This is a genomic window from Paramicrobacterium agarici, assembly GCF_002563955.1.
Classification (GTDB): domain Bacteria; phylum Actinomycetota; class Actinomycetes; order Actinomycetales; family Microbacteriaceae; genus Paramicrobacterium; species Paramicrobacterium agarici.
The window spans coordinates 1,171,119-1,190,477 of sequence record NZ_PDJE01000001.1; the positions used below are offsets into that span (position 1 = coordinate 1,171,119).

24 protein-coding genes and 1 tRNA gene are annotated in these 19,359 nt (G+C 65.0%); 8 read left to right on the plus strand and 17 right to left on the minus strand.

The features are described 5' to 3' along the window. Positions 1–53: 53 nt before the first annotated feature. From ATJ78_RS05765 to ATJ78_RS05780, 5 genes are all read right to left on the minus strand, one after another. Positions 54–314 (minus strand): hypothetical protein, encoded by a 261-nt coding sequence (locus ATJ78_RS05765; protein ID WP_098406727.1) that lies wholly within the window; start codon positions 312–314, stop codon positions 54–56. Positions 315–352: 38 nt separating this feature from the next. After that, positions 353–520: a hypothetical protein gene (locus tag ATJ78_RS15865; protein WP_156088587.1), complete on the minus strand. Its 168-nt coding sequence runs from the start codon at positions 518–520 to the stop codon at positions 353–355. A gap of 150 nt (positions 521–670) precedes the next feature. After that, positions 671–1,003, minus strand: coding sequence for a cupin domain-containing protein (locus tag ATJ78_RS05770; RefSeq protein WP_098409231.1), 333 nt, complete (start codon positions 1,001–1,003; stop codon positions 671–673). A gap of 112 nt (positions 1,004–1,115) precedes the next feature. Next, positions 1,116–1,709: a DUF3618 domain-containing protein gene (locus ATJ78_RS05775; protein WP_098406728.1), complete on the minus strand. Its 594-nt coding sequence runs from the start codon at positions 1,707–1,709 to the stop codon at positions 1,116–1,118. Beyond that, a complete protein-coding gene (locus ATJ78_RS05780) occupies positions 1,706–2,122 on the minus strand; it encodes a phage holin family protein (protein WP_098406729.1) in 417 nt (138 codons plus the stop codon). The genes ATJ78_RS05775 and ATJ78_RS05780 overlap by 4 nt, the downstream gene beginning before the upstream one ends. An 869-nt stretch (positions 2,123–2,991) precedes the next feature. On the opposite strand from ATJ78_RS05780, the gene ATJ78_RS05790 reads away from it, so the two are divergent. The 6 genes from ATJ78_RS05790 (at position 2,992) to ATJ78_RS05815 (ending at position 6,095) form a co-directional block, all read left to right on the plus strand. Further along, positions 2,992–3,756 carry a class I SAM-dependent methyltransferase gene (locus tag ATJ78_RS05790; RefSeq protein ID WP_098406731.1) on the plus strand — a complete coding sequence of 255 codons (765 nt, stop codon included), beginning with the start codon at positions 2,992–2,994 and terminating at the stop codon, positions 3,754–3,756. Further along, the gene (locus ATJ78_RS05795) at positions 3,753–4,187 is read left to right on the plus strand and encodes a pyrimidine dimer DNA glycosylase/endonuclease V (protein ID WP_098406732.1); all 435 of its coding nucleotides are present in this window, start codon (positions 3,753–3,755) and stop codon (positions 4,185–4,187) included. The genes ATJ78_RS05790 and ATJ78_RS05795 overlap by 4 nt, the downstream gene beginning before the upstream one ends. Before the next feature lie 74 nt (positions 4,188–4,261). Continuing rightward, complete coding sequence (locus ATJ78_RS05800; RefSeq protein WP_098406733.1) at positions 4,262–4,657, plus strand: VOC family protein; 396 nt, start codon at positions 4,262–4,264, stop codon at positions 4,655–4,657. 81 nt (positions 4,658–4,738) lie between these two features. Then, entirely contained in the window at positions 4,739–5,242 is a 504-nt protein-coding gene (locus tag ATJ78_RS05805) for a metallophosphoesterase family protein (protein WP_098406734.1), read from the plus strand. Between the two features lie 71 nt (positions 5,243–5,313). Continuing rightward, positions 5,314–5,799 (plus strand): DUF2975 domain-containing protein, encoded by a 486-nt coding sequence (locus ATJ78_RS05810; RefSeq protein WP_098406735.1) that lies wholly within the window; start codon positions 5,314–5,316, stop codon positions 5,797–5,799. 44 nt (positions 5,800–5,843) lie between these two features. After that, the gene (locus ATJ78_RS05815; protein WP_434061508.1) at positions 5,844–6,095 is read left to right on the plus strand and encodes a helix-turn-helix domain-containing protein; all 252 of its coding nucleotides are present in this window, start codon (positions 5,844–5,846) and stop codon (positions 6,093–6,095) included. On the opposite strand, the gene ATJ78_RS05820 is transcribed toward ATJ78_RS05815, so the two are convergent. After that, positions 6,047–6,120 (minus strand) — tRNA-Gly (locus ATJ78_RS05820). The genes ATJ78_RS05815 and ATJ78_RS05820 overlap by 49 nt on opposite strands. A 56-nt stretch (positions 6,121–6,176) precedes the next feature. Between ATJ78_RS05820 and dcd the strand changes: the two genes are divergently transcribed. After that, positions 6,177–6,782: a dCTP deaminase gene (gene dcd, locus ATJ78_RS05825; protein WP_098406736.1), complete on the plus strand. Its 606-nt coding sequence runs from the start codon at positions 6,177–6,179 to the stop codon at positions 6,780–6,782. A gap of 58 nt (positions 6,783–6,840) precedes the next feature. Then, the gene (locus ATJ78_RS05830; protein WP_434061487.1) at positions 6,841–7,239 is read left to right on the plus strand and encodes a helix-turn-helix domain-containing protein; all 399 of its coding nucleotides are present in this window, start codon (positions 6,841–6,843) and stop codon (positions 7,237–7,239) included. Between the two features lie 8 nt (positions 7,240–7,247). Here ATJ78_RS05830 and ATJ78_RS05835 read toward each other — a convergent pair whose 3' ends face one another. The 11 genes from ATJ78_RS05835 to ATJ78_RS05885 all read right to left on the minus strand — a co-directional run bounded on the left by ATJ78_RS05835 (position 7,248) and on the right by ATJ78_RS05885 (position 19,355). Continuing rightward, the gene (locus ATJ78_RS05835) at positions 7,248–7,856 is read right to left on the minus strand and encodes a ClpP family protease (protein WP_098406737.1); all 609 of its coding nucleotides are present in this window, start codon (positions 7,854–7,856) and stop codon (positions 7,248–7,250) included. Position 7,857: 1 nt separating this feature from the next. Then, the gene (locus ATJ78_RS05840) at positions 7,858–8,469 is read right to left on the minus strand and encodes a ClpP family protease (RefSeq protein ID WP_098406738.1); all 612 of its coding nucleotides are present in this window, start codon (positions 8,467–8,469) and stop codon (positions 7,858–7,860) included. Between the two features lie 81 nt (positions 8,470–8,550). Next, positions 8,551–10,152: a serine/threonine-protein kinase gene (locus ATJ78_RS05845; RefSeq protein ID WP_098406739.1), complete on the minus strand. Its 1,602-nt coding sequence runs from the start codon at positions 10,150–10,152 to the stop codon at positions 8,551–8,553. A 30-nt stretch (positions 10,153–10,182) separates the two neighbouring features. After that, positions 10,183–11,751, minus strand: coding sequence for a transporter (locus tag ATJ78_RS05850; RefSeq protein ID WP_211288434.1), 1,569 nt, complete (start codon positions 11,749–11,751; stop codon positions 10,183–10,185). Beyond that, entirely contained in the window at positions 11,733–12,584 is an 852-nt protein-coding gene (locus ATJ78_RS05855; RefSeq protein ID WP_098406741.1) for an ABC transporter ATP-binding protein, read from the minus strand. The genes ATJ78_RS05850 and ATJ78_RS05855 overlap by 19 nt, the downstream gene beginning before the upstream one ends. Positions 12,585–12,766: 182 nt before the next feature. Further along, positions 12,767–14,218: a phytoene desaturase family protein gene (locus ATJ78_RS05860; protein WP_098406742.1), complete on the minus strand. Its 1,452-nt coding sequence runs from the start codon at positions 14,216–14,218 to the stop codon at positions 12,767–12,769. Positions 14,219–14,308: 90 nt separating this feature from the next. Beyond that, the gene (locus ATJ78_RS05865) at positions 14,309–15,130 is read right to left on the minus strand and encodes a serine protein kinase RIO (RefSeq protein WP_169923397.1); all 822 of its coding nucleotides are present in this window, start codon (positions 15,128–15,130) and stop codon (positions 14,309–14,311) included. 160 nt (positions 15,131–15,290) lie between these two features. Further along, positions 15,291–16,721: an MFS transporter gene (locus tag ATJ78_RS05870; RefSeq protein ID WP_098406744.1), complete on the minus strand. Its 1,431-nt coding sequence runs from the start codon at positions 16,719–16,721 to the stop codon at positions 15,291–15,293. 85 nt (positions 16,722–16,806) lie between these two features. Continuing rightward, positions 16,807–17,424 carry a TM2 domain-containing protein gene (locus ATJ78_RS05875; RefSeq protein ID WP_169923398.1) on the minus strand — a complete coding sequence of 206 codons (618 nt, stop codon included), beginning with the start codon at positions 17,422–17,424 and terminating at the stop codon, positions 16,807–16,809. A gap of 57 nt (positions 17,425–17,481) precedes the next feature. Further along, entirely contained in the window at positions 17,482–18,147 is a 666-nt protein-coding gene (locus ATJ78_RS05880) for a LuxR C-terminal-related transcriptional regulator (protein ID WP_098406746.1), read from the minus strand. Further along, positions 18,144–19,355: an ATP-binding protein gene (locus tag ATJ78_RS05885; protein ID WP_098406747.1), complete on the minus strand. Its 1,212-nt coding sequence runs from the start codon at positions 19,353–19,355 to the stop codon at positions 18,144–18,146. The genes ATJ78_RS05880 and ATJ78_RS05885 overlap by 4 nt, the downstream gene beginning before the upstream one ends. Between the last annotated feature and the right edge of the window lie 4 nt (positions 19,356–19,359).

Sequence of the window (19,359 nt, forward strand, 5' to 3'; positions counted from 1 at the left end):
TGGCATGCATGAGCACGCCAGCCTCAGAAAGTGTGTGTCGTACGCCCGGCCGTTCAGCCGCCGAAGTGACGGGACATACTCGGGTGTGCGGCAAACGCCGTGAGAAGGTGCTGTGCCGCGTCGAGAGTCGAGAACTCGCCGCGGTAGCGTCCCAACGGGTCGTGAGCCTGAAACTGCCCGTTGACGCGGTCGACCGAACCGGCGAAGGTGCCGTTCACGCTGGCGACCCAGAGTCCTGCGTCGGCTTCGCGCCATGAGAGATGAAATGTGCTCTCGGTGAGCGGAGCGGATGTGGTGGGATTCGTGATGGTCATTGAGAAGTCCTTTCCTGGTGCGAGATCGTGCAGCGCGATCAGAGGTAGTAGGCAGCGGCAACTGCGCCGCCGACGACGAGCGGTATGCAGGTGGCGCCGACGCCTGTCGCGATTCCAAGAAGTACGCGCTGACGCGTCGCTTCTCGCACTTCGCTGAATGGGCTGCGACGGGAACGGACGTTCGGTTCGCCGAAGGTGACGCTCATGATGGCTCCTCTCCACGGCCTGGCCCCCGATCGGGGGTGGTAAGAGCAAATCTGCCACCGAACGCGCAGGGTGCCAAAGGGGACGATGAACCCTTGTCGGCAACCTCTGTGCTCTGCTAGGGTCGCGCTCGCGAGCGTGACCGAGCGGTACTACGCCTTCTTCACGACAGTGAGTAGAAGCACCGAGTCTTCGAGCGCCCGCACGTTGTGAATAGCATCGGGAACGATGATCAAGTCGCCGTTCCAGCCGCTCCACGACGCGTCTGCGGTCGTCAGCTCGATCCGCCCGCTGAGCACGTGCACGGTGGCATCGCCCGGGCTCTCGTGGTCGCCCATCGTGACTCCTTCGCGCAGGGCGATAAGTGTCTGCCGTAGCGCGTGCTCGCGTCCGCCGAAGACGGTCTTGGCGCTGCGGCCACTCGAGCTGTTCTGTGCGTGTTCGAGTTCGTGTCGTGCGAGGGCAGTGAGCGACGTCTTCTGCACGGGGGCCTCCTCGGAATCCGTCACTCCAGTGTGCACCAGATCGAGTCGGGTTCCCAGCAAGACAGCGCGGGGGCCGTCCGCCGCATGCGGCGGACGGCCCCCGATGGACCTGCTATCCCTGTGACTGCGAAGGGTCTTGCACGGCGTGCTTCGCCTCCGTAGCGTCGTCTTTCACGTCTGACGCTGCAGACGACGCTTCGGACTTCACCTCCTGCGCGGCCTCTTCGGCCGACTGCTTCACGTTGTCGACGGCTTCGGACGCCGGCTCTTTGAGGTCTTCGGCCACATTCTTGGCAGCATCCTTGGCCTCTTTCACCAAAGGCTGCGCGGATTCCTTGATTGCCGAGCCCATCTCTTTCTCTTGAGAGCTCGCGGGAATCAGTGAGGAGGCGAGCCAGCCGACTCCGAAGGCGATGAGGCCGACAGCCAGCGGGTTGCCCTCAGCCTTCTTCGCGGCGCGGTGCGGGAGCTCTGACACGTCGTCCGTGATGTCAGAAGCGGTCTCCGACACTGAATCGCCGACGTCTGAGGCGGTGCCCATCACCTTGTCGCTCATGCGCCGTACCGCGCCCTTCATCTTGTCAGTCTGCCGGTGCACGGCCTTCGACGGCGAAACTTTGTCTGCAAGAGCGTCCACGTCTCGCCCCAGCTCGCCACGTGTAGCCTCGATGTTCGATCGGATTGCATTCGGGTCATCGGTAGTCATCGGTTCTCCTCATTTCGCTTCAATGCGTCTGGTATCTCTTTGACGGTGTCGACCGTCTGCGGCGCACCCTTGACCGACTCGAACTTCTTTCCCATGAGACAGAGGACGAGTGCGATGATGGCCCAGACCACGGCGATCACCAGGCCGGACCAGCCGTTGCCGATCAGGTAGCCCAGCCCCCACCATGCAGCGATGGAGAGGAAGAAGATGGCCATCATGCCGGCGTAGCCTGCGCCGCCGTACAGCCCTGCGCCCTTGCCCGCTCGTGTCGCTGATTGCTTGATCTCTGCCTTGGCGAGTTCAACCTCTTGCCGCATCAGTTCAGAAACGTCGCGGCTCACCTCGCCGAGCAGATCGCCGAGTGAGGAACGCTCTGCGTGCTCCTCAGACGGCGTTTCGCGTGGGTCTGTCATGAAAGTCCCCCGTTCCGTCGGGGTGCCTCTGGCGGCACGAAGCCCGAATCAGGGGCTGTGTAAGGAGACTCTGCTTGGGATGCAGTCGAGCTCGTCCGCGCAGGATTGGGCGCTTCGTCGACGGGCGGCGGTGGGACACTGCGGCCGGAGTCATCGACTCGCGAGTGCGCGTTCTGGCCGCTCGTGTTCGACGGTGCGGAATGTGCGCGTTCGCGAGAGTGAGTTGCGCCCGACTCGTCTCCCGTCATCGAGCGAGTGAGCCGACCGGCGAGGATGCCCGCGACCGCCGCGGCCCCGATGAACACGCCCGGCTTGCGGCGTGCGAATCCCTTGACCTCGTCGAGGAGAGATCCAGGGTCACGTTGGTCGAGCCAGGAAGCGACGTCGCTTGACTTCGAGGCGGCCTGCTTGACGAGTTCTGTTGCAACCCCGTTACGCTCTGATCCCCTGGCCATGCTCTGCAGCTCGTCGCTTACGGAGCGGAGTCCGCTGGCGACCCGCTTCTGCTGGTGGGCAGCTTGGTCGCGAAGCTCGCTGCCTGCTCTTTGGCCCGGTCCGCACCGCTTTCGTTCGCAGAGCCGGAAGCAGGTGGATAGGTGTTCGACATAGTGTTCCTTCCCCTGAAGCAGACCCGGTATCCCCGGCCCGTGTCATATGCGCTCCGCGTGGAACAAAGTGACCTGCTTCACGCGGAAGCGATGATTCGACACGCTACGCGCGGCGTTTCTTTGCAACCAGGGGGTGGAAAACCGTCGATCGAGAGCTATCCTGTGGCGACTGCTCGGCGCGGCGGCCTCAGCCCGAATTCTCGAGCGACGTTATTCTGGACAGCTGGGCTTTGCCAGCGCACGAACGATGGAAAGCAGATCATGAGGCCGTTTGACCAGCTTGTCGGCGAAGCATCCACCGCTGATGTCTCGGGCTGGGGCTTCGAGTGGCTGCGCGACCGTGCGATCGAAGAGCGTCCTGGGTGGGGATTCGCTCGGCTCTTGAGCGAGAAGCTCGCTGGAGCAGCCTCCGCGCTCGACCTCGATACGGGCGGCGGTGAGGTGCTGGATGAGGCACCAGTGCTCCCCTCGCGAACAGCGGTGACGGAGGCGTGGCCGCCCAATGCTCGGCGAGCTCGCGAGCGGCTCGGACCGCGGGGAGTCGATGTTGTCGAGACCGTGGATGGCGCGCCCCTGCCGTTCGCCGACGCATCGTTTGCGCTCGTCACCTCACGGCACCCCGTTGCGCCAAACTGGGCAGAGATCCATCGGGTCCTCGAGCCGGGCGGCCGGTACTTCGCGCAGCACGTAGGACCTGCGTCGGCGTTTGAACTCATCGAGTATTTGCTCGGACCCCGCCCTGAGCAGCGCGCGGGGCGAGATCCCGAGCGCGAGATAGCCGATGCAAAGGCGGCGGGACTCAGGATTCTCGACCTGCAGACGGCCCGTTGCCGCATGGAGTTCTACGACATCGGCGCGATCGTCTGGATTCTGCGCAAGTGCGTGTGGTGGGTGCCGGACTTCTCGGTCGAGCGGTATCGCGGAAAGCTCCTCGAGCTTGACCGCAAGTTGCGCGCTGGCGATCCGTTTGTGGCTCATTCGACGCGGCACCTGATCGAGGCCGAGCGCCCCGTGGAGCGCGCATGAGACTGTGGTCGGTTCACCCTCGTTACTTCGACAGGCAAGCGCTCACCGCAGCGTGGCGCGAGGGATTGCTCGCGCAATCAGTTATTGCCGAGCCTGGTCGTGGCTACTCGAACCACCCGCAGCTCGCCCGCTTTCGCGAGACGGCCGAGCCGCTTCGCGCGATCGGAACGTTTCTCAGTGGCCTCGTCGACGAGGCGGATGCTCGAGGATATCGATTCGATCGTTCGAAGATCCGTGAGGCGAAAATGGGCGAGCGGATGCTGGTGAGCGACGGCCAGCTCGCATACGAGTGGTCGCATCTGCTCGCGAAGCTGCAGCGCAGAACGCCCGAGTTGTGGGAGCGGTGGTGTGATGAAGCGATGCCCGAACCGCATCCACTTTTCACGGTCGTGCCTGGCCCGATCGCATCGTGGGAGCGCCCGAGCAGTTGAGTCTGGTTGTCGCCACGAGCCTGTCTGCGCGTGTGCATCGACAAATTCACGGCGCTGTGAGAGATTCTCGAAGTATGACGCTGCGACTTTCACACACGTCCATCGATTCACGCAATGCTTACGCTCAGTCCCGCTGGTGGGGCGATGTGCTTGGTTATGCCGAGGATGCTGACGACCCGAATCTCCCCGATCACGAGGAGTGCCTCATCATCTCACCCGACGGTGCGAGCAGGCTGCTCTTCATCGATGTTCCCGAGGGCAAGTCTGTGAAGAACCGCCTGCACTTCGATCTTCGGCCCACCGACGTCACACGTGCAGAAGAGGTGGAGCGCGTTCTCTCGCTTGGTGCGACGCATGTCGCCGACTTTATTCGGGAAGACGGGACGGGCTGGGTCGTCTTGGCGGATCCGGAGGGCAACGAATTCTGCATTTTGACGGGGCAGCCGGAGCTCGACGCTCTCGGACAGTAGCGGCTGCGGGCGTGGGCCGTTCAGCGCTGCAAGTCACGGGCGGCGTTCGGCGCGTTCTGAATGGATGTGTTGAATAGACGTATGGCCACCTCATTGGTACTCGTCGCAGACACGCATCTACCCAAGCGCGCGAAGGCGCTCGCGCCAGCGGTGTGGGACGCGATCGAGGCTGCCGACGTCGTCATTCACGCAGGAGACTGGGTGGACGAGGCGACGCTAGACGAGTTCGAAGCGCGGTCGAAAAGCTTGATCGCCGTGTATGGGAACAATGACGGGCCGGAGCTGCGCGCACGGCTGTGCGAGATCGCCAGGGCAGAGATTGGCGGCATCCGCTTTGCCGTCATTCATGAGACGGGAGCAGCGAAGGGCCGCGAGAAGCGCATGGACGGCCAGTTCGACGACGTCGATGTTCTCGTTTTCGGGCATAGCCACATTCCATGGGACTCGGTAACCCCTCGCGGGATGCGCCTGCTGAATCCGGGTTCACCGACCGACCGGCGGCGCCAGCCGGTCTGCACGTTCATGACAGCGATCGCTGACGAGGGAGAGCTTCAAGATGTCACGCTCGTTCCCGTTCATCGGTAGCACTGCGGACGATACTGGCCCTACCTATTGAGATTCGATATATTAATATCGTTTATGGAGAGGAAAGGGCAATGGGACGAGCAACCATCGCGGTATTGCGAATTGTGATCGCACTATCGCTCGCGGGTTCGCTTTACGTTCAGGCTGTCATTGTGCCGCTGTTCTGGGCGGACCTCGAAGGGGAGATTCTTTGGGGCCGGATTGCACTGGTCGTCATCGCGGTGCTCGGCGTTGCAACGATGCAAGTGTTTGCAATTTGCGTATGGAAGCTGCTCACTCTCGTCCGTCAGGGGTCGGTGTTTTCGCCGAAGTCGTTTCGCTACGTTGACGTCATAACGGGCGCCGTCGCCGGAGCTGCGGCTCTTGCTCTAGCTCTGGGCGTCGTGCTCGCGCCCGGTGGGACTGCGCCGGGAATCGTGGGTCTCATCTGTGGTGCGGCCCTCGTGCTGGGCGGCATGGCACTTCTCGTCGTCGTTATGCGGAGACTGCTGGCTCAGGCTGTGGAACGGGAGAACGAAGCCCGTCGCCTCCGCTCCGAGCTGGGCGAGGTGATCTGATGCCGATCATCGTTGACATTGACGTGATGCTGGCTCGACGCAAGATGGCCGTCGGCACGCTAGCGGAGCGAATCGGCATCACGCCGGCCAATCTCTCCGTACTCAAGAACGGCCGTGCGAAGGCGATCCGATTCTCGACACTCGACGCACTTTGTGAAGCATTGCATTGTCAGCCAGGAGATCTGCTCAGATGGGAGCCGGCCGATCCGTCGCAACCTGAATCCAGCCAAACACAGGAATCTCGCGATGGAGGGGATGACGGGAATCGAACCCGCGCTGTCAGCTTGGGAAGCTGAAGTTCTACCATTGAACTACATCCCCATTGCGCCCAAAGGCACCACGTCATCTTAGCAACATCTGACGGCTACACTGACATCGTGCTTCTCTCAGACCGCGACATCAAAGCAGAGTTGGCGGAGTCCCGCATTGGGCTCGATCCGTACGACATCGACATGGTTCAGCCGTCGAGCGTCGACGTGCGCCTCGATCGGTTCTTTCGCCTGTTCGACAACCACAAGTACCCGTACATCGACCCGTCACAGGATCAGCCGGAGCTGACACGACTCATCGAGGTCGAGCCGGACGAGTCGTTCATTCTGCACCCGGGCGAGTTCGTGCTGGGCTCCACGTTCGAGCAGGTCACGCTGCCCGACGACGTGGCGGCACGACTCGAGGGCAAAAGCTCGCTCGGCCGCCTCGGCCTGCTCACGCACTCCACAGCGGGGTTCATCGACCCCGGGTTCTCGGGGCACGTCACACTCGAGCTCAGCAACGTCGCGACGCTGCCGATCAAGCTGTGGCCTGGCATGAAGATCGGGCAGCTGTGCTTCTTCAGGCTCACGTCTCCGACAGAGCAGCCCTACGGATCGGCGGCATACGGCTCGCGGTACCAGGGGCAGCGTGGCCCGACAGCATCCCGCTCGTTCGCAAACTTTCACCGCACGGACGTAAGCGTGACCGATGTCGGACGGCTCGGCGAGTAGCAATCCGCTCTGAGCAGAATCGCGCGACAGCGACGCGACGCCCGACTTAGGGTGAAGCATGGCTGAGATCGTAAAGATGCACGAGGCGCGACGGCGACGGCGCCCCGTTGCGTGGGAACCTGAGCAGCGAGAACCGAATCACCGTGGTCGTGACCGACTGCACGCAGAGATGCGAAAGCCCGAGCGACTGTGGCGCGAAGCACTCGGCGAACGGTTTCGCGAGCACCGGAGCCGACGCGGCGAGAAGCTCACCGATACGGCGAAGACCGCTGGTGTCTCGCCGCAGTACCTCTCAGAGGTGGAGCGGGGACGCAAAGAGCCCTCGAGCGAGATGATCGCCGCGATCGCCGGTGCCCTCGGCACAACGCTCGTCGAGCTTACGGGCGAGGTGGCGACCGAGCTGCAGCGCCAGGGCGCGCCGCGCAGTGGCGGCAACGCCCTGCTGCTCGCGGCCTGAGCGAGGCGTCAGGCGACAGCATCCGTCACTTCTCTCGTCGTGAGCACCTGGTCGACGAGTCCGTACTCGAGCGCTTGCGCCGCCGTGAACACCCGATCGCGGTCGGTGTCGCGGCGCAGAGTCTGCACGCTCTGCCCGCTGTGCGCGCTGAGGATCTCTTCGATCTCGGCGCGGATTCGCACCACCTCGTCGGCCTGAAGAATGAGGTCGGGGATCGCCCCGCGTCCCTCGGCCGCGGGCTGATGCAGCACGACCCTGGCGTGCGGGAGCACCGCTCGCCGGCCAGGGGCTCCCGCGGCGAGAAGCACAGCGCCAGCGGCGAGGGCCTGCCCGACGCAGGTCGTCGCGATGGGTGACTGCACGTACTGCATGGTGTCGTAGACGGCGAGCATCGACGCAAGGTCTCCGCCCTCGCAGTTGATGTAGAGGTTGATCGGCTCGCCCGAACTCTCGGACTCGAGGTGCAGCAGCTGCGCGATGATCGCGTTGGCGACTCCCGCGTCGACGGGCGTGCCCAGGTAGACGATGCGCTCCGTGAGCAGGTTGGAGTAGACATCCATGATGCGCTCGCCGCGTGGATGCTGCGCGACGACGTTCGGGATGGTGTACGAGGTCATGTCAGACCCCCAGTCCGATCGGATTTCTGCGGTCGGGCATCACCTGGTCGAAGCTCGACACGATGCGGTCGATGAACCCGTATTCCTTCGCCTGCTCGGCGGTGTACCAGCGGTCGTGGAGTGAATCGTCAAATACCCGCTCGAGCGGCTGCTCGGTGTCGGAGGCGATGAGCCCGAGGACCGTGTCGCGCGTGTAACGCAGGTCGTCAGCCTGCACCTCGACCTCGACGGCCGTGCCGCCAATGCCTGCGGAGCCCTGGTGCATGAGGATGCGCGCGTGGGGCAGAGCGCTGCGCTTGCCCTTCGTGCCCGATGACAGCAGGAACTGCCCGGCGCTGCACGCGAGGCCGATCGCGAGCGTCGAGACGTCGCAGGGGACCAACCGCATGATGTCGCGAATCGCGAGCATCGACGGGACGCTGCCGCCAGGGGAGTGGATCCACAGGGCGATGTCGGTCGTGGCGTCCTCTGCGGCGAGAAGCAGCAGCTGGCTCGCGAGCAGCGTTCCATTGTCGTCATCGAGAACCCCGTCGAGAACGAGCACTCGCCGGTGCAGCAGCTGCTCGCGCATGCGCTCGGTGAACAGCGGTGGAGATGAGTCGTCGTGTGTCATGACTCGAGCATGCGCGGCCCGATGCCATGAGCGCACGGGATGCTGCTCTGGGCAGATCTGCCGCGGGCAGAGCGGGAGCGATCAGGTGAGCGCGTTGACGCGCACGACGACGATCTGCGTGGTCATCTCAGCGTCGAGAGGGGAATGCTGCGCGAAATATCCCTGCGGCGCGGCGGCGATCACGACGGTGCCGACGGGCAATCCCTCGAGGTCGACGCCGAGAAACTGCGAGAGGGCGCGGCCGGAGGCGACAGCCGTGTCGAACGAACCGGAATCCGGTGGCGAGAGGTGTGATTCCCCGCCGTAGTTCCACGGGGCCGTGTCGTAGCCGAACGAGACACGGCTCGAATCAGTGATCGTCGTGGAGCTCTCGCCGTCGACAAGCACCTTCCCTTCGAGTGCGGTGGGCGGAGCGAGGTCTTCGGGAACAGCGACCGTCCACGCGTCGTCATCTGTCACGACGCGGAGTTCGTCGATGACCAGGTCGCTCGGGGCGGTGGTCGTTGCTGTCGGTGCCGGTGGATGAAAGCTGTTGAGGGCGAGGGGAATGCCCACGCCGAGAACGAGGGCGACGACGGCGGCTGCAGCGACGACGCCGCCGACGACCCAGCCACGCTGCCGTCGCGGCACCCGCGCCGTCGAGTGAGGGACGGCGCCCGACGGCGTCAGCTCCGTGACCGCGGCCGGACGTGTCGCAGCGGGAGCGGGCAGCGAGGTGTCCGAGGTGGGGCCCTGACGCAACACGGTGTCGGCAGCGGGCACCTCGTTGGGCGACGAAGGGACTTCGATGCGCGTTGGGGCAAGACCGAGCTCGCGCTCGAGCTGCTGAAGCCGCTGAGCGAAGGCAAGAGCCGTGGGAAACCGGTGCTCCGGTGAACGATTGAGGCCGATCAAAAGCGCGTCGACGACCGCCTGCGGCAGACCCTGGCGCTGCATCGGAGTGATCGCGCCGTTCTGAATGCGAGCCATGAGTTGGACGCCACGGTTGGACGCGCCGGGAACCTCGAACGGGCTGCGCCCTTCAAGCAGCGAGAAGAGCGTTGCCGCGAGCGAGAACACGTCGCTGCGCACGTCGATGCGCGGCTCGTCGTCGAACGATTCGGGCGCAGCCCACGGAATGCTCATTCCGAGCGCGCTCGCATCGTTCTCGACCGTCGACTGCGTCGCATACGCCTGCTCGCGGATGCGCGTGGCCTCGGGGAACCCGTCGGCGATGGCTGAGATGCCAAAATCGGTGAGCACGGCCGCGCCGTAGTCGTTGATCAAGACATTCGCCGGTTTCACGTCGCGGTGCACGACGCCGGCACGGTGCGCGCTCTCCAGCGCCGAAGCGACCCGAACGCCGATGTGCAGCACGTCGGCGAGATCGAGCGGAGCGTGGCGAAATCGCGCTCCGAGACTGCCGCCGGAGCAGTACTCCATGACGAGGTACGGCTGCTCAGCAGCATCCACACCCGCCGCATAGATGGTGGCGATCGCCGAGTGCGACGACACGCGCGCCATGAGGTTCGCCTCGGCGGTGAACTGGCGACGCAGCGCCTCGCTCAGGGCGTCGGTGCGCAGCACCTTGATGGCGACGAAGCGGTTGGGAAGCTGCTGATGGTACAGGTACACGTCAGAGAACCCGCCGCGGCCGAGCAGCTTGACGTAGCTGTAGCCGTCGATCTGCGGTGGGGAACCCATGCCCCGATCCTAAGGGAGGGGCGGATGCTGTCAGGTGCGCAGCCGCGCCAGCAGCTCAGGGCCGCGCCGATCGAAGATCCTGCCGCCGACGACGATGCCGAGGGCGAGCTCTGCTGCGCCCACAACCGCGCCGACCGCGAGAGTGATCCACCCGATGACCGTGCTGCCGGTCACGATCGTCACGATGCCCAGGACGATCACGGGAAGCGCGAGCACCGTCGCCCCGCCGAAGGTTCCGAGCATCGCGAGCATTGAGGGCAGTGCCGCTCCGGGCTGCGACTTGAACGGGTTGTCACCGGCCTTCGGCACCGGAAACACGAGAAGCGCCGATGTCACGCTCGCGGCCGCGAAACCCGCGAGTGTGATGCCGAGCGTCACGCCGAGTGTTGCCGGCAGCGAGGCGACGTCACCCGTGAGTGCAACGACGGCGACCGTGAGTATTACGATCAGCGGAACGGCGAATGCCGCCACGGCAAGCGCCCGCCCCGCTCGATCGGCGATACCCCGAACGCCGGTCGTGAGGTGCAGCGCAAAGGCGGTGCCGTCATACGAGACATCCGCGTATAGGCTCGTCGAGAGAAAATAGGCGGCGAGAATGAGCCCGATGGTCGGCTGCACCGAGCCGCCGTCGCCCATCATGCCGTAGAAGACCATGAGCGCGACGATCAGCGGCACGACGATGAGCTGCTGCGCGTAGCGCGGATCGCGCATCCAGTACGTCAGCGAACGGGCCATCACCGCACCCGTGCGCGAGTCGGGAACGATGCCGAGCATGCCGAGACCTTTCCGCGACTGCGCAGATGACGTCGAGCGCAGCGGGCTCGACAGCATCCGGTTCAAACCGCTGCGCCACAGCATGACGCAGACGGCGAGAGTGGCCAGGGCGATCGCGAAGCGCGCCGCGGCGGCACCCCACTCACCTGCGGCGACATCTCCCGGAACGGCCCACGCGGCACCGAACGGCGTCCAGCCGAGAACCGTGGCGATGGTCGGCAGCACATCGGCGAAAGAGCGCGCACCCTCGGTGATGCCGACGATGATCGGGCCCAGCAGTATGAGCGGAATGAAGATGAGCACACCCGTGAGCTCGCGAAAACGCCTGCCCGAGCTGACGCCCGACGAAACCGCCATGAACGCTCGCGACGCGGTGACGCACGTGAGAACGGCGACCGCCGCGCACACCAGAGCAGCGACGATGGCGAGGGGATGCCGCCACCACACGATCGCGGAGCCCAGTGCCGCCACCGCTGTCACGATGCCAGGAATGCCGAGCACGCCACTCGCCGTGAGGGCGACGAAGAGTGTGTTGCGCGGAACCGGGAACGGCGAGAGCTTGACGGGATCGAGCGTCTGATCGACGCCAACCGTCACGAGTGGGCCGATGAGCCAACCCAGCAGAAGAACCGAACCGGCGCCGACGACCGCGAGTCGCGCGAGTTCGAGCGGGGCGAGGCTGAGCAGCACGAAGCCGACGAACAGCAGCCCCAGCATGCCGAGTCCGTAGAGAGCGCCGAGGATCGCCCCCACCAGCTGCCATGGGTTGCGCTGAAGCGCATTCCACATGGAGCGGAACCGCAGGCCTACGAGGACTGCAACCATGTGGGTCCCTCTGCGTGACGACGCCCGCCGACAAGGTCGACGAAGCGGTCTTCGAGCGTCGATCCGGCGCGAACCTCGTCAACCGTTCCCGCGGCGACGATGCGCCCCTGCGAGACGATGGCGACGTGGTCGCACATGCGCTGAACGAGGTCCATGGAATGGCTCGACACGATGACGGTGCCGCCGCCGCGAACATAGCCCGCGAGAATGTCCCGGATGTTCGCGGCAGAGACCGGGTCGACAGATTCGAACGGCTCGTCGAGAACGAGCAGACGCGGCGCGTGAACCAGGGCGCACGCGAGGACGATCTTCTTGGTCATTCCAGCCGAGTAGTCGACGACGAGCGTGCCACCGGCATCCTGCAGGTCGAGCATCGTGAGAAGGTCGCGCGTGCGCTCGAGTGCGCTGTTGCGGTCGAGTCCGCACAGCATCCCCGCATACGTGACGAGTTGCTCGCCCGTGAGCCGGTCGAACAGGGCGACACCGTCAGAGAGCACACCGACGAGCCGCTTGGCCTCGACGAGATTCTGCCACACGTCAACACCATGGATGCTGATGGAGCCGGCGTCTGGCCGCAGAAGACCCGTCGCCATCGACAGCGTCGTCGTCTTGCCCGCGCCATTCGGGCCGACAAGACCGTAGAACGAACCGGCCGGAACATCGAGGTCGATGCCGGCGACGGCAGCCTTCGCCCCGAAGGTCTTGACCAGTCCGCGAATCGAGAGCGCGGCTACCGCGGACGGCGCGCTGGGCTGCGCCGGGTCGGCGTTGTGCCCGTCATCTGCTCCCGGCGGTGTCGCACCGTGTGCTGGGCTGCTGTCGTATGGCTGCACGGTTCCCCTTTCGTTACCGTCGTTCACATTACGCAACGGACGGTCCCGAGCGCGTCATCCGCGCGACGGATTTTGCTCGGGCGTTCACGTAGTCAGAGAACTCGATCGCTGCACGGCGTGTTCGAGCGCGGAAGACGGTGTGGCGGCGCGCTTCTCCGACTGTCTGATCGGGGGAGTCGGACTCAGCACCGTGAGGGCGAGAGATCCGGCTCGCGGCGAATGCCGAACTCGTTTCGCAGCGCAGAGAGAGCCGCGCGCCAGCCGCCGAGCCCGTGGACTCCGGGACCGGGCGGTGTTGCTGCCGAGCAGAGGTAGATGCCCCGCGCGGCGGTGCGCCACGGGTCTGGTGAGAGGACGGGGCGGGCGATGAGCTGCCGAAGCGAGACATCGCCGGTCGCGATATCACCGCCGATGTAGTTGGGGTTGTAATTGTTCAGATCGGCAGCCGTGTGCGATGACGACGAGATGATGAGATCGCGAAAGCCGGGAGCAAAGCGTTCGATCTGGCGAGTGACTGCTTCGGTTTGGTCGATGGTCGAGCCGCGGGGAACGTGCGTGTATGTCCACACGGCATGCTTTCCCGCGGGCGCGCGCGTGGGGTCGAACAGGCTTGGCTGCGAGAGCAACACATAGGGTGAGTCGGCGTGGTTGCCGCGCGCCACCTGGTTTTCGGCGCGCGCCATGTCGGCGCGCGTTCCGCAGACATGAAGCGTCGGCGTGCGCGCCAGCTCGGGGTTCGTCCAGGGGATCGGCCCGGAGAGCGCGAAGTCCACCTTCGCCGCTGCGTTGCCCGGACGATACCGCTCGAGAGCACGTGCGTAGCCTCGCGGCATCCGATCGCCGGCGATCTTTCGCAGCCCGGCGACGCTCGTGTCGAAGATCACGGCGCGCGCAGAGGGCAGGTTGTCCATTGAGTCGACCTGGTGCTCGGTGACGAACTCGACGCCGTGGGAGACGGCATCGGCCACCAGCGCGTCGGTGATCATCTGACTGCCGCCGACCGGAATGGGCCAACCGCCGGCGTGCGCGTAGACAGCCAGAACGAGTCCGGCTGCCGTCGGGGCAATGCTTGGCAGCGGACGGATCGAGTGCGAGATCACGCCGGTGAGCAGCGCGGGAGCCTCGTCGCCTTGCCACGCAAGATTCCACAGCGGGCTGCCTTGTTCGAGTGCGCGGGCCGCGAAGCGCGCGAGCGGAATGGGCTGGCGCGGAACGCGAAGCAGCGAGTGCGACACCGCGTCTGACACGGCATCGAGGTTGTTCAGCAGCGGGCGCATGAGGGCGCGCCATGAACCCGCGTCGCGCCCGAGACCTTCTGCTGTTCGCTCAAGGTCTCGCCACGCCAGCGCTGCGTGGCTCGGGGAGAGCGGATTGGCGTAAGAAACCTCTGGGGTGATGAACTCGAGACGCTCGGTAAGGCCGAAACGCTGAAAGAACTCCGACGCGTAGGCCATGGGGTGAACGGCCGAGCAGATGTCGTGATGAAAGCCGGGCTCGGTGAGCTCGGCAGTGCGAGACCCTCCGCCGAGGTGTTCTGAGCGTTCGTATACGCGGACACTCAGACCAGCGCGGGCAAGAGTGACGGCCGCAGCGAGACCGTTCGGCCCCGAGCCTACGACGATCGCGTCAAGCATGACCGCACCCCCTCGTTGCACTTCGCGCCTCTCCTCACGTTATCGTGCATCGGCGTCGCATGACCATCAGGGCTGGATCGGGTCGTGTGGTCAATAGACCTCCGCGATCAGCTCGGCGAACAGCGATTCCGCATCAACAGCGAGGCCACGCCGCGTGAACCACGTCGCGACGTTGACGCAGTCTCGGTGCAGCAGATCGAGGCCGCTCGGGTTTGCCGCGAGGTCGACGATCTGCGGCACATCGATCACCACGATGCGCCCGTCATGAACGAGGATGTTGTACGGCGAGAGGTCGCCGTGGGCGAAGCCAGACCGCACGAAGACCCGCATTGCGTCGGTGACTTGGTCGTACAACGGAGCAAGGTCGTTGGCGCGGGCACGTGACTGGGCAAGCCGCGGAGCGGCGGTGATGCCATCTCCGATGAACTGCATGAGGATCTCATCATCGTGGATCTGCACGGGATAGGGCACGGGCGCTCCGGCTTCGGTGAGCCGACGCAGCGCCTCGAACTCGGCAAAAGCCCAGTTCGTCGCCGCGAGCTCTCGGCCGTACAACGACTTCTTTCCGAGAGCACGCTCATCGCGCTGACTCCTCGTGCGCCGGCCCTCGACGTACAACGTGCTGCGCGTGAAATCCCGGTGGGCTGAGGCGCGATAGCGCTTCGCCGCGAGCAGACAGGATCGTGTCGGGTTGCCGGGGACGGCTCGCTCGATGAGGTGAAGCTCTGCTTCTTTGCCGGTCTTGACGACGCCGAGCTCGGTGTCAAGTGCAGCCGCCTCGGTGACGAGCCAGTCAGGATGCGGCAGCGGACCGCGTTCGGTCGGCGAAGTATCGGGCCAGGTTGACCAGCGTTGGTCTTCGCCCGGTTCGACGAGGTCAGAAGAAGGTACAGAAAAAGCGTCGAATGTCACGGTGGAAACTCCAGAACAGGAGGCCACACGCGAGACTCAGATGTGGGCGGTGACCTCGGGGAAAACGTGCATTGAAGGCATACTGATGGCAGTCATGGCATTTCCCCCTTTCATCTGGAACGTACAAACAGTAGCACTCGCCGTGCGAAAGCACAGCGTTCTAGGCAATCGTTGCCTGCTTCGCCTTCACCGGGAGCATTAGCACGAGCCCCGCGAGAAGCACGATGACAATACCGAGGATGCCGAAGCGAGTGTCACCCGTGAGACCGACGAACATCGTGAACAGGCCCGGTGCGAGAAAGCTCACGGCACGCCCCGTCGTGGCGTAGAGGCCGAAGATCTCGCCCTCACGGCCGGGCGGTGTGATGCGCGAGAGGAAGCTGCGGCTCGCCGACTGCACGGGGCCGACGAACAGACACAGGAACAAACCGCAGATCCAGAAGCCGAGCTGTGCGTCGCCGACGAAGAGCACGGCGGCTCCGAAGATCACGAGGCCGACGAGCGACGACATGATGATCTTCTTGGGGCCGATGCGATCGTCGAGCCAGCCGCCCGCGAACGTGCCCATACCCGCGACGAGGTTCGCGGCAACAGCGAAATAGAGCACCTCGGAGCTTGAGAAGTGGAACACCTGCGCGGCGATGATGGCGCCGAACGTGAAGACGCCAGCGAGTCCGTCTCGGAAGACGGCGCTCGCGAGAAGAAAGACCAGCACTTGCGGGCTGTTCTTCGCGAGACGCCTGATGGTGCGGAAAAGCGTTGCATACGAGTGAATGAACGACACGCGGTTGCGGCGCGTGATGCGAGGGATCTCTGGAACCTTGACCATGAGAGGAACGGCGAAAATCGCGAACCAGACGGCCGAGAACAAGATCGCAAGACGAATATTGAGCCCGTTGTCCGTCGTGACGCCGAGAACCCCCGCCTCGCCGTCGGTTCCGAAATTCTGGATGAAGAGAAGAAGCAGCAGGGCAAGCAGCACGATGCCGCCGACGTAGCCCAGACCCCAGCCCATTCCCGAGACCTTGCCCACGTTGCGGCGATTAGACACCTGCACGAGCATGGCGTTGTAGTTGACGCCCGCGAACTCGAAGAAGAGGTTTCCGGCCGAGATCAGCACGACGCCGAGCACGAGGAACGCAGGAGAGCCCTCGACGAAGAACATGGCGGCCATCGCGAGCACGACGAGGAGCGTGTTGACGCCGAGCCAGAACTTGCGCTTGCCCGAACCGTCGGAGCGCTGACCCATGACGGGCGCGAGAAGCGCGACGAGGATGCCGGCGATGAGAAGTCCGGTGCTGAGTTGGGTGGCATTCTCGGCGAGTGCGAGCGTGAGCGCCGGATCGTTATCGTCGCCGCCAGCAGCGTCGACAATCGCTGGATCGACAAAGAGCGAGCTGGCAAGGTACGTGCTGAACACGAACGTCGTGACGACGGCGTTGAACGACGCCGAACCCCAGTCCCAGAGCGCCCAGGAGATGACCCGGGAGCGCGGAATCTGCGCATTGTCGGTCAACCCTGCGATCGGCCCCGTCGTGCGGTTCTCCCCGGTGGGCGGACGGCCCTCCGTCTCCGACGCATCTTTGCTCATGCGGACAGGGTATCGGGAACTCGTTAACTTCTGACGCCCCGTCACCGGCGAGCCGATGGCGGGGCGTCACAAGCAGGAGAGAGCGCTAATCGCGCAAGGGGCGGCCTTCAGCATCCGTCTGGAACGACTGAGCGCGCGCCAGAACCATGATGCCCTCGATGAAGCCCCACAGAGCGCCGACTCCGAACGTCACCAGGGTGACAATGATCTGCGCGATTCCGATTCCCGCGTAGCCGAGGTAGAAGCGGTGGATGCCCCACCCGCCGAGGAAGATTCCGAGCAGACCGGCGGCGAGACGACTCTTTGCATACGGGTCATAAGCGCCGGGCTGTCCGGGCTGACCATACGGCTGCTGCGGGTAGGGCTGCTGGCCGTAGCCAGGCTGCGTGTATCCGGGTGCCGGCTGACCATAGCCTTGCTGTCCGTAGCCCGGTGAGGGCTGACCGTAGCCGGGCTGCGGGTATCCCTGCGCACCCGGAGCTCCGGGAGGAGCTGGAGGAGATTGCGGGGCCTGCTGCCCGGACGGAGCCTGCGGGGCCTGCTGGGGCTGACCCTGCGGGGCGTGCTCGGGCGCAGGAGGCGCTTGCTGTGGCTGTGCCTGCGGACTCTGCTGCGGCTCGGGCCGTGCGTCGTTCTGATCGTTCGCGGTCGCGGACGAATCGTCGTGAGGCTCCGGGGCCGCTGGCACGTTTTTGTCGGTCATGGTGTCAAACCTATCTTTCTTCGTCATCTTTTCGGAGGGGAGTTCTGCCCGCTGGCGCTACAGAAGCTTGCGTTCCAGCGCCCAGGCCGTGAGTTCGTGTCGTGACGACAACTGCAGCTTGCGCAGAACGCTCGACACGTGGGTTTCGACGGTCTTGATCGAGATATAGAGGTCGGCCGCGACCTCTTTGTAGGCGTAGCCGCGCGCGATGAGCCGCATGACCTCTTGCTCGCGCTTCGAGAGGCGGTCGAGCTCGTGATCGGCCTGCGCCGTCTCGCCGCTGATTGCTCCGAAGGCGTCGAGAACGAATCCGGCCAGCCGGGGCGAGAACACGGCGTCGCCGTCTGCGACGCGACGTGCGGCGTCAGACACGTCGGCACCGGACGAGCTCTTCGTGATGTAGCCTCGGGCGCCGGCTCTGATCACCCGAACGACGTCATCGGCAGCATCCGACACGCTCAACGCCAGAAACAGCGTCTCGGGCGATGCAGGAGCGGCGCGCATGACGACCTCCGCGCCGCCGCCTCCCGACCCGCCGGGAAGATGCACATCAAGCAAGACGACTCGAGGCTTCAGCTGCGTCACCAGGGTGATCGCCTCATCGACGCTCGCGGCCTCGCCGACGACCTGAATGTCGCGTGCGAGGTCGGCGCGGAGCCCCGATCGGAAGATCGAGTGATCGTCGACGATGAGCGTCGTGAGGCTTGTCGTTTCGTCGGTCACATCTCCTCCTTGGTCGGCTGCGCGTGCGACATGCTCAGCAGCACTTCGGTGCCGGTTCCGCCCGGTCCTCGCCGAATCGTCGCGTCACCGCCGATGCGCTTCATGCGCCCGACGATCGACTCACGTACGCCGAAGTGATTGTCGGGGATCGCGTCGACGTCGAAACCCGGCCCTCTGTCCGAGATCGAGATCTCGATGGTCGATGGCGACGACTCCGAGTACACGGTCACTGTACCGCCCGCGTGCTGGGCGGCATTGAGCATGGCCTCACGGGCTGCGGCGAGAAGACCCTCTGGTGCTTCGGGCACCGCGATCCCCGTCGTAATCACTTCGATGCGCGCCGAGAAGTCGTTTTCGAGAGCGGATGCTGCGCGCCGCAGCTCTGCTGAAAGATCGAGCGGCCCTCCGACGGTCTCGGCGAAGAGCCACTGCCGCAGCTCCCGCTCTTGCGCGCGTGCCAGACGCGACGCGTCAGAACCGGGATCGGCCTTCTGCTGAATGAGCGCAAGGGTCTGCAGCACGGAGTCGTGCAGGTGCGCAGCCACCTCCGCGCGCTCGACGTCACGTGCACGCGCGGCACGCTCGTCGGCGAGGTCGCGCGCGAGCCGAATGACCCACGGGGCGACGACGACGGCGACGCCGAGAAGCACGGCAGACGCGGCGAAGAAGACCGTCCAGATGTTGGGTTCATCGCCCGTGACGAAGAACAGCAGAATACCCAGAACGACCAGCACGAGGGCGCCCATCGCGCGGACGACGAGGGCCGACCGTCCCGCGACGCGTCCTCGCCGCAGTTCGTCGAACTGCCGCCACGCGAGGCCCGCGCCCGCGAGAACGACGACAGCCGGAATGATGAAGGCAAGGGGAATGTTTGCGCCGAGCCGTGAAGCGATCATGGCCCCGCCCGCGAGCAGGAGAGCAATGCCGAGAAGAATCTCGGTGATGGGAGCGCGCTCTGGCACAGCATCCGTCGTCTCTTCTGCCGTGGTGGGGCGCGTCAGCACTGACTTCACAGAGTCGCTGCCCTCGCTGACCGGTGTTGTCGCCCACAACCAGGCGTAGAGCAGCAGGCCCGCACCGCCGCACACGGTGAGAATCGCCGTGACAAGGCGCACAATGCTGACCGGAACGCCGATGTGACCGGCGACCCCCGCGCACACCCCACCGATCACGCGCAAGCGCGGGCGGACGATTGTGGCGGTGTGCATGGGA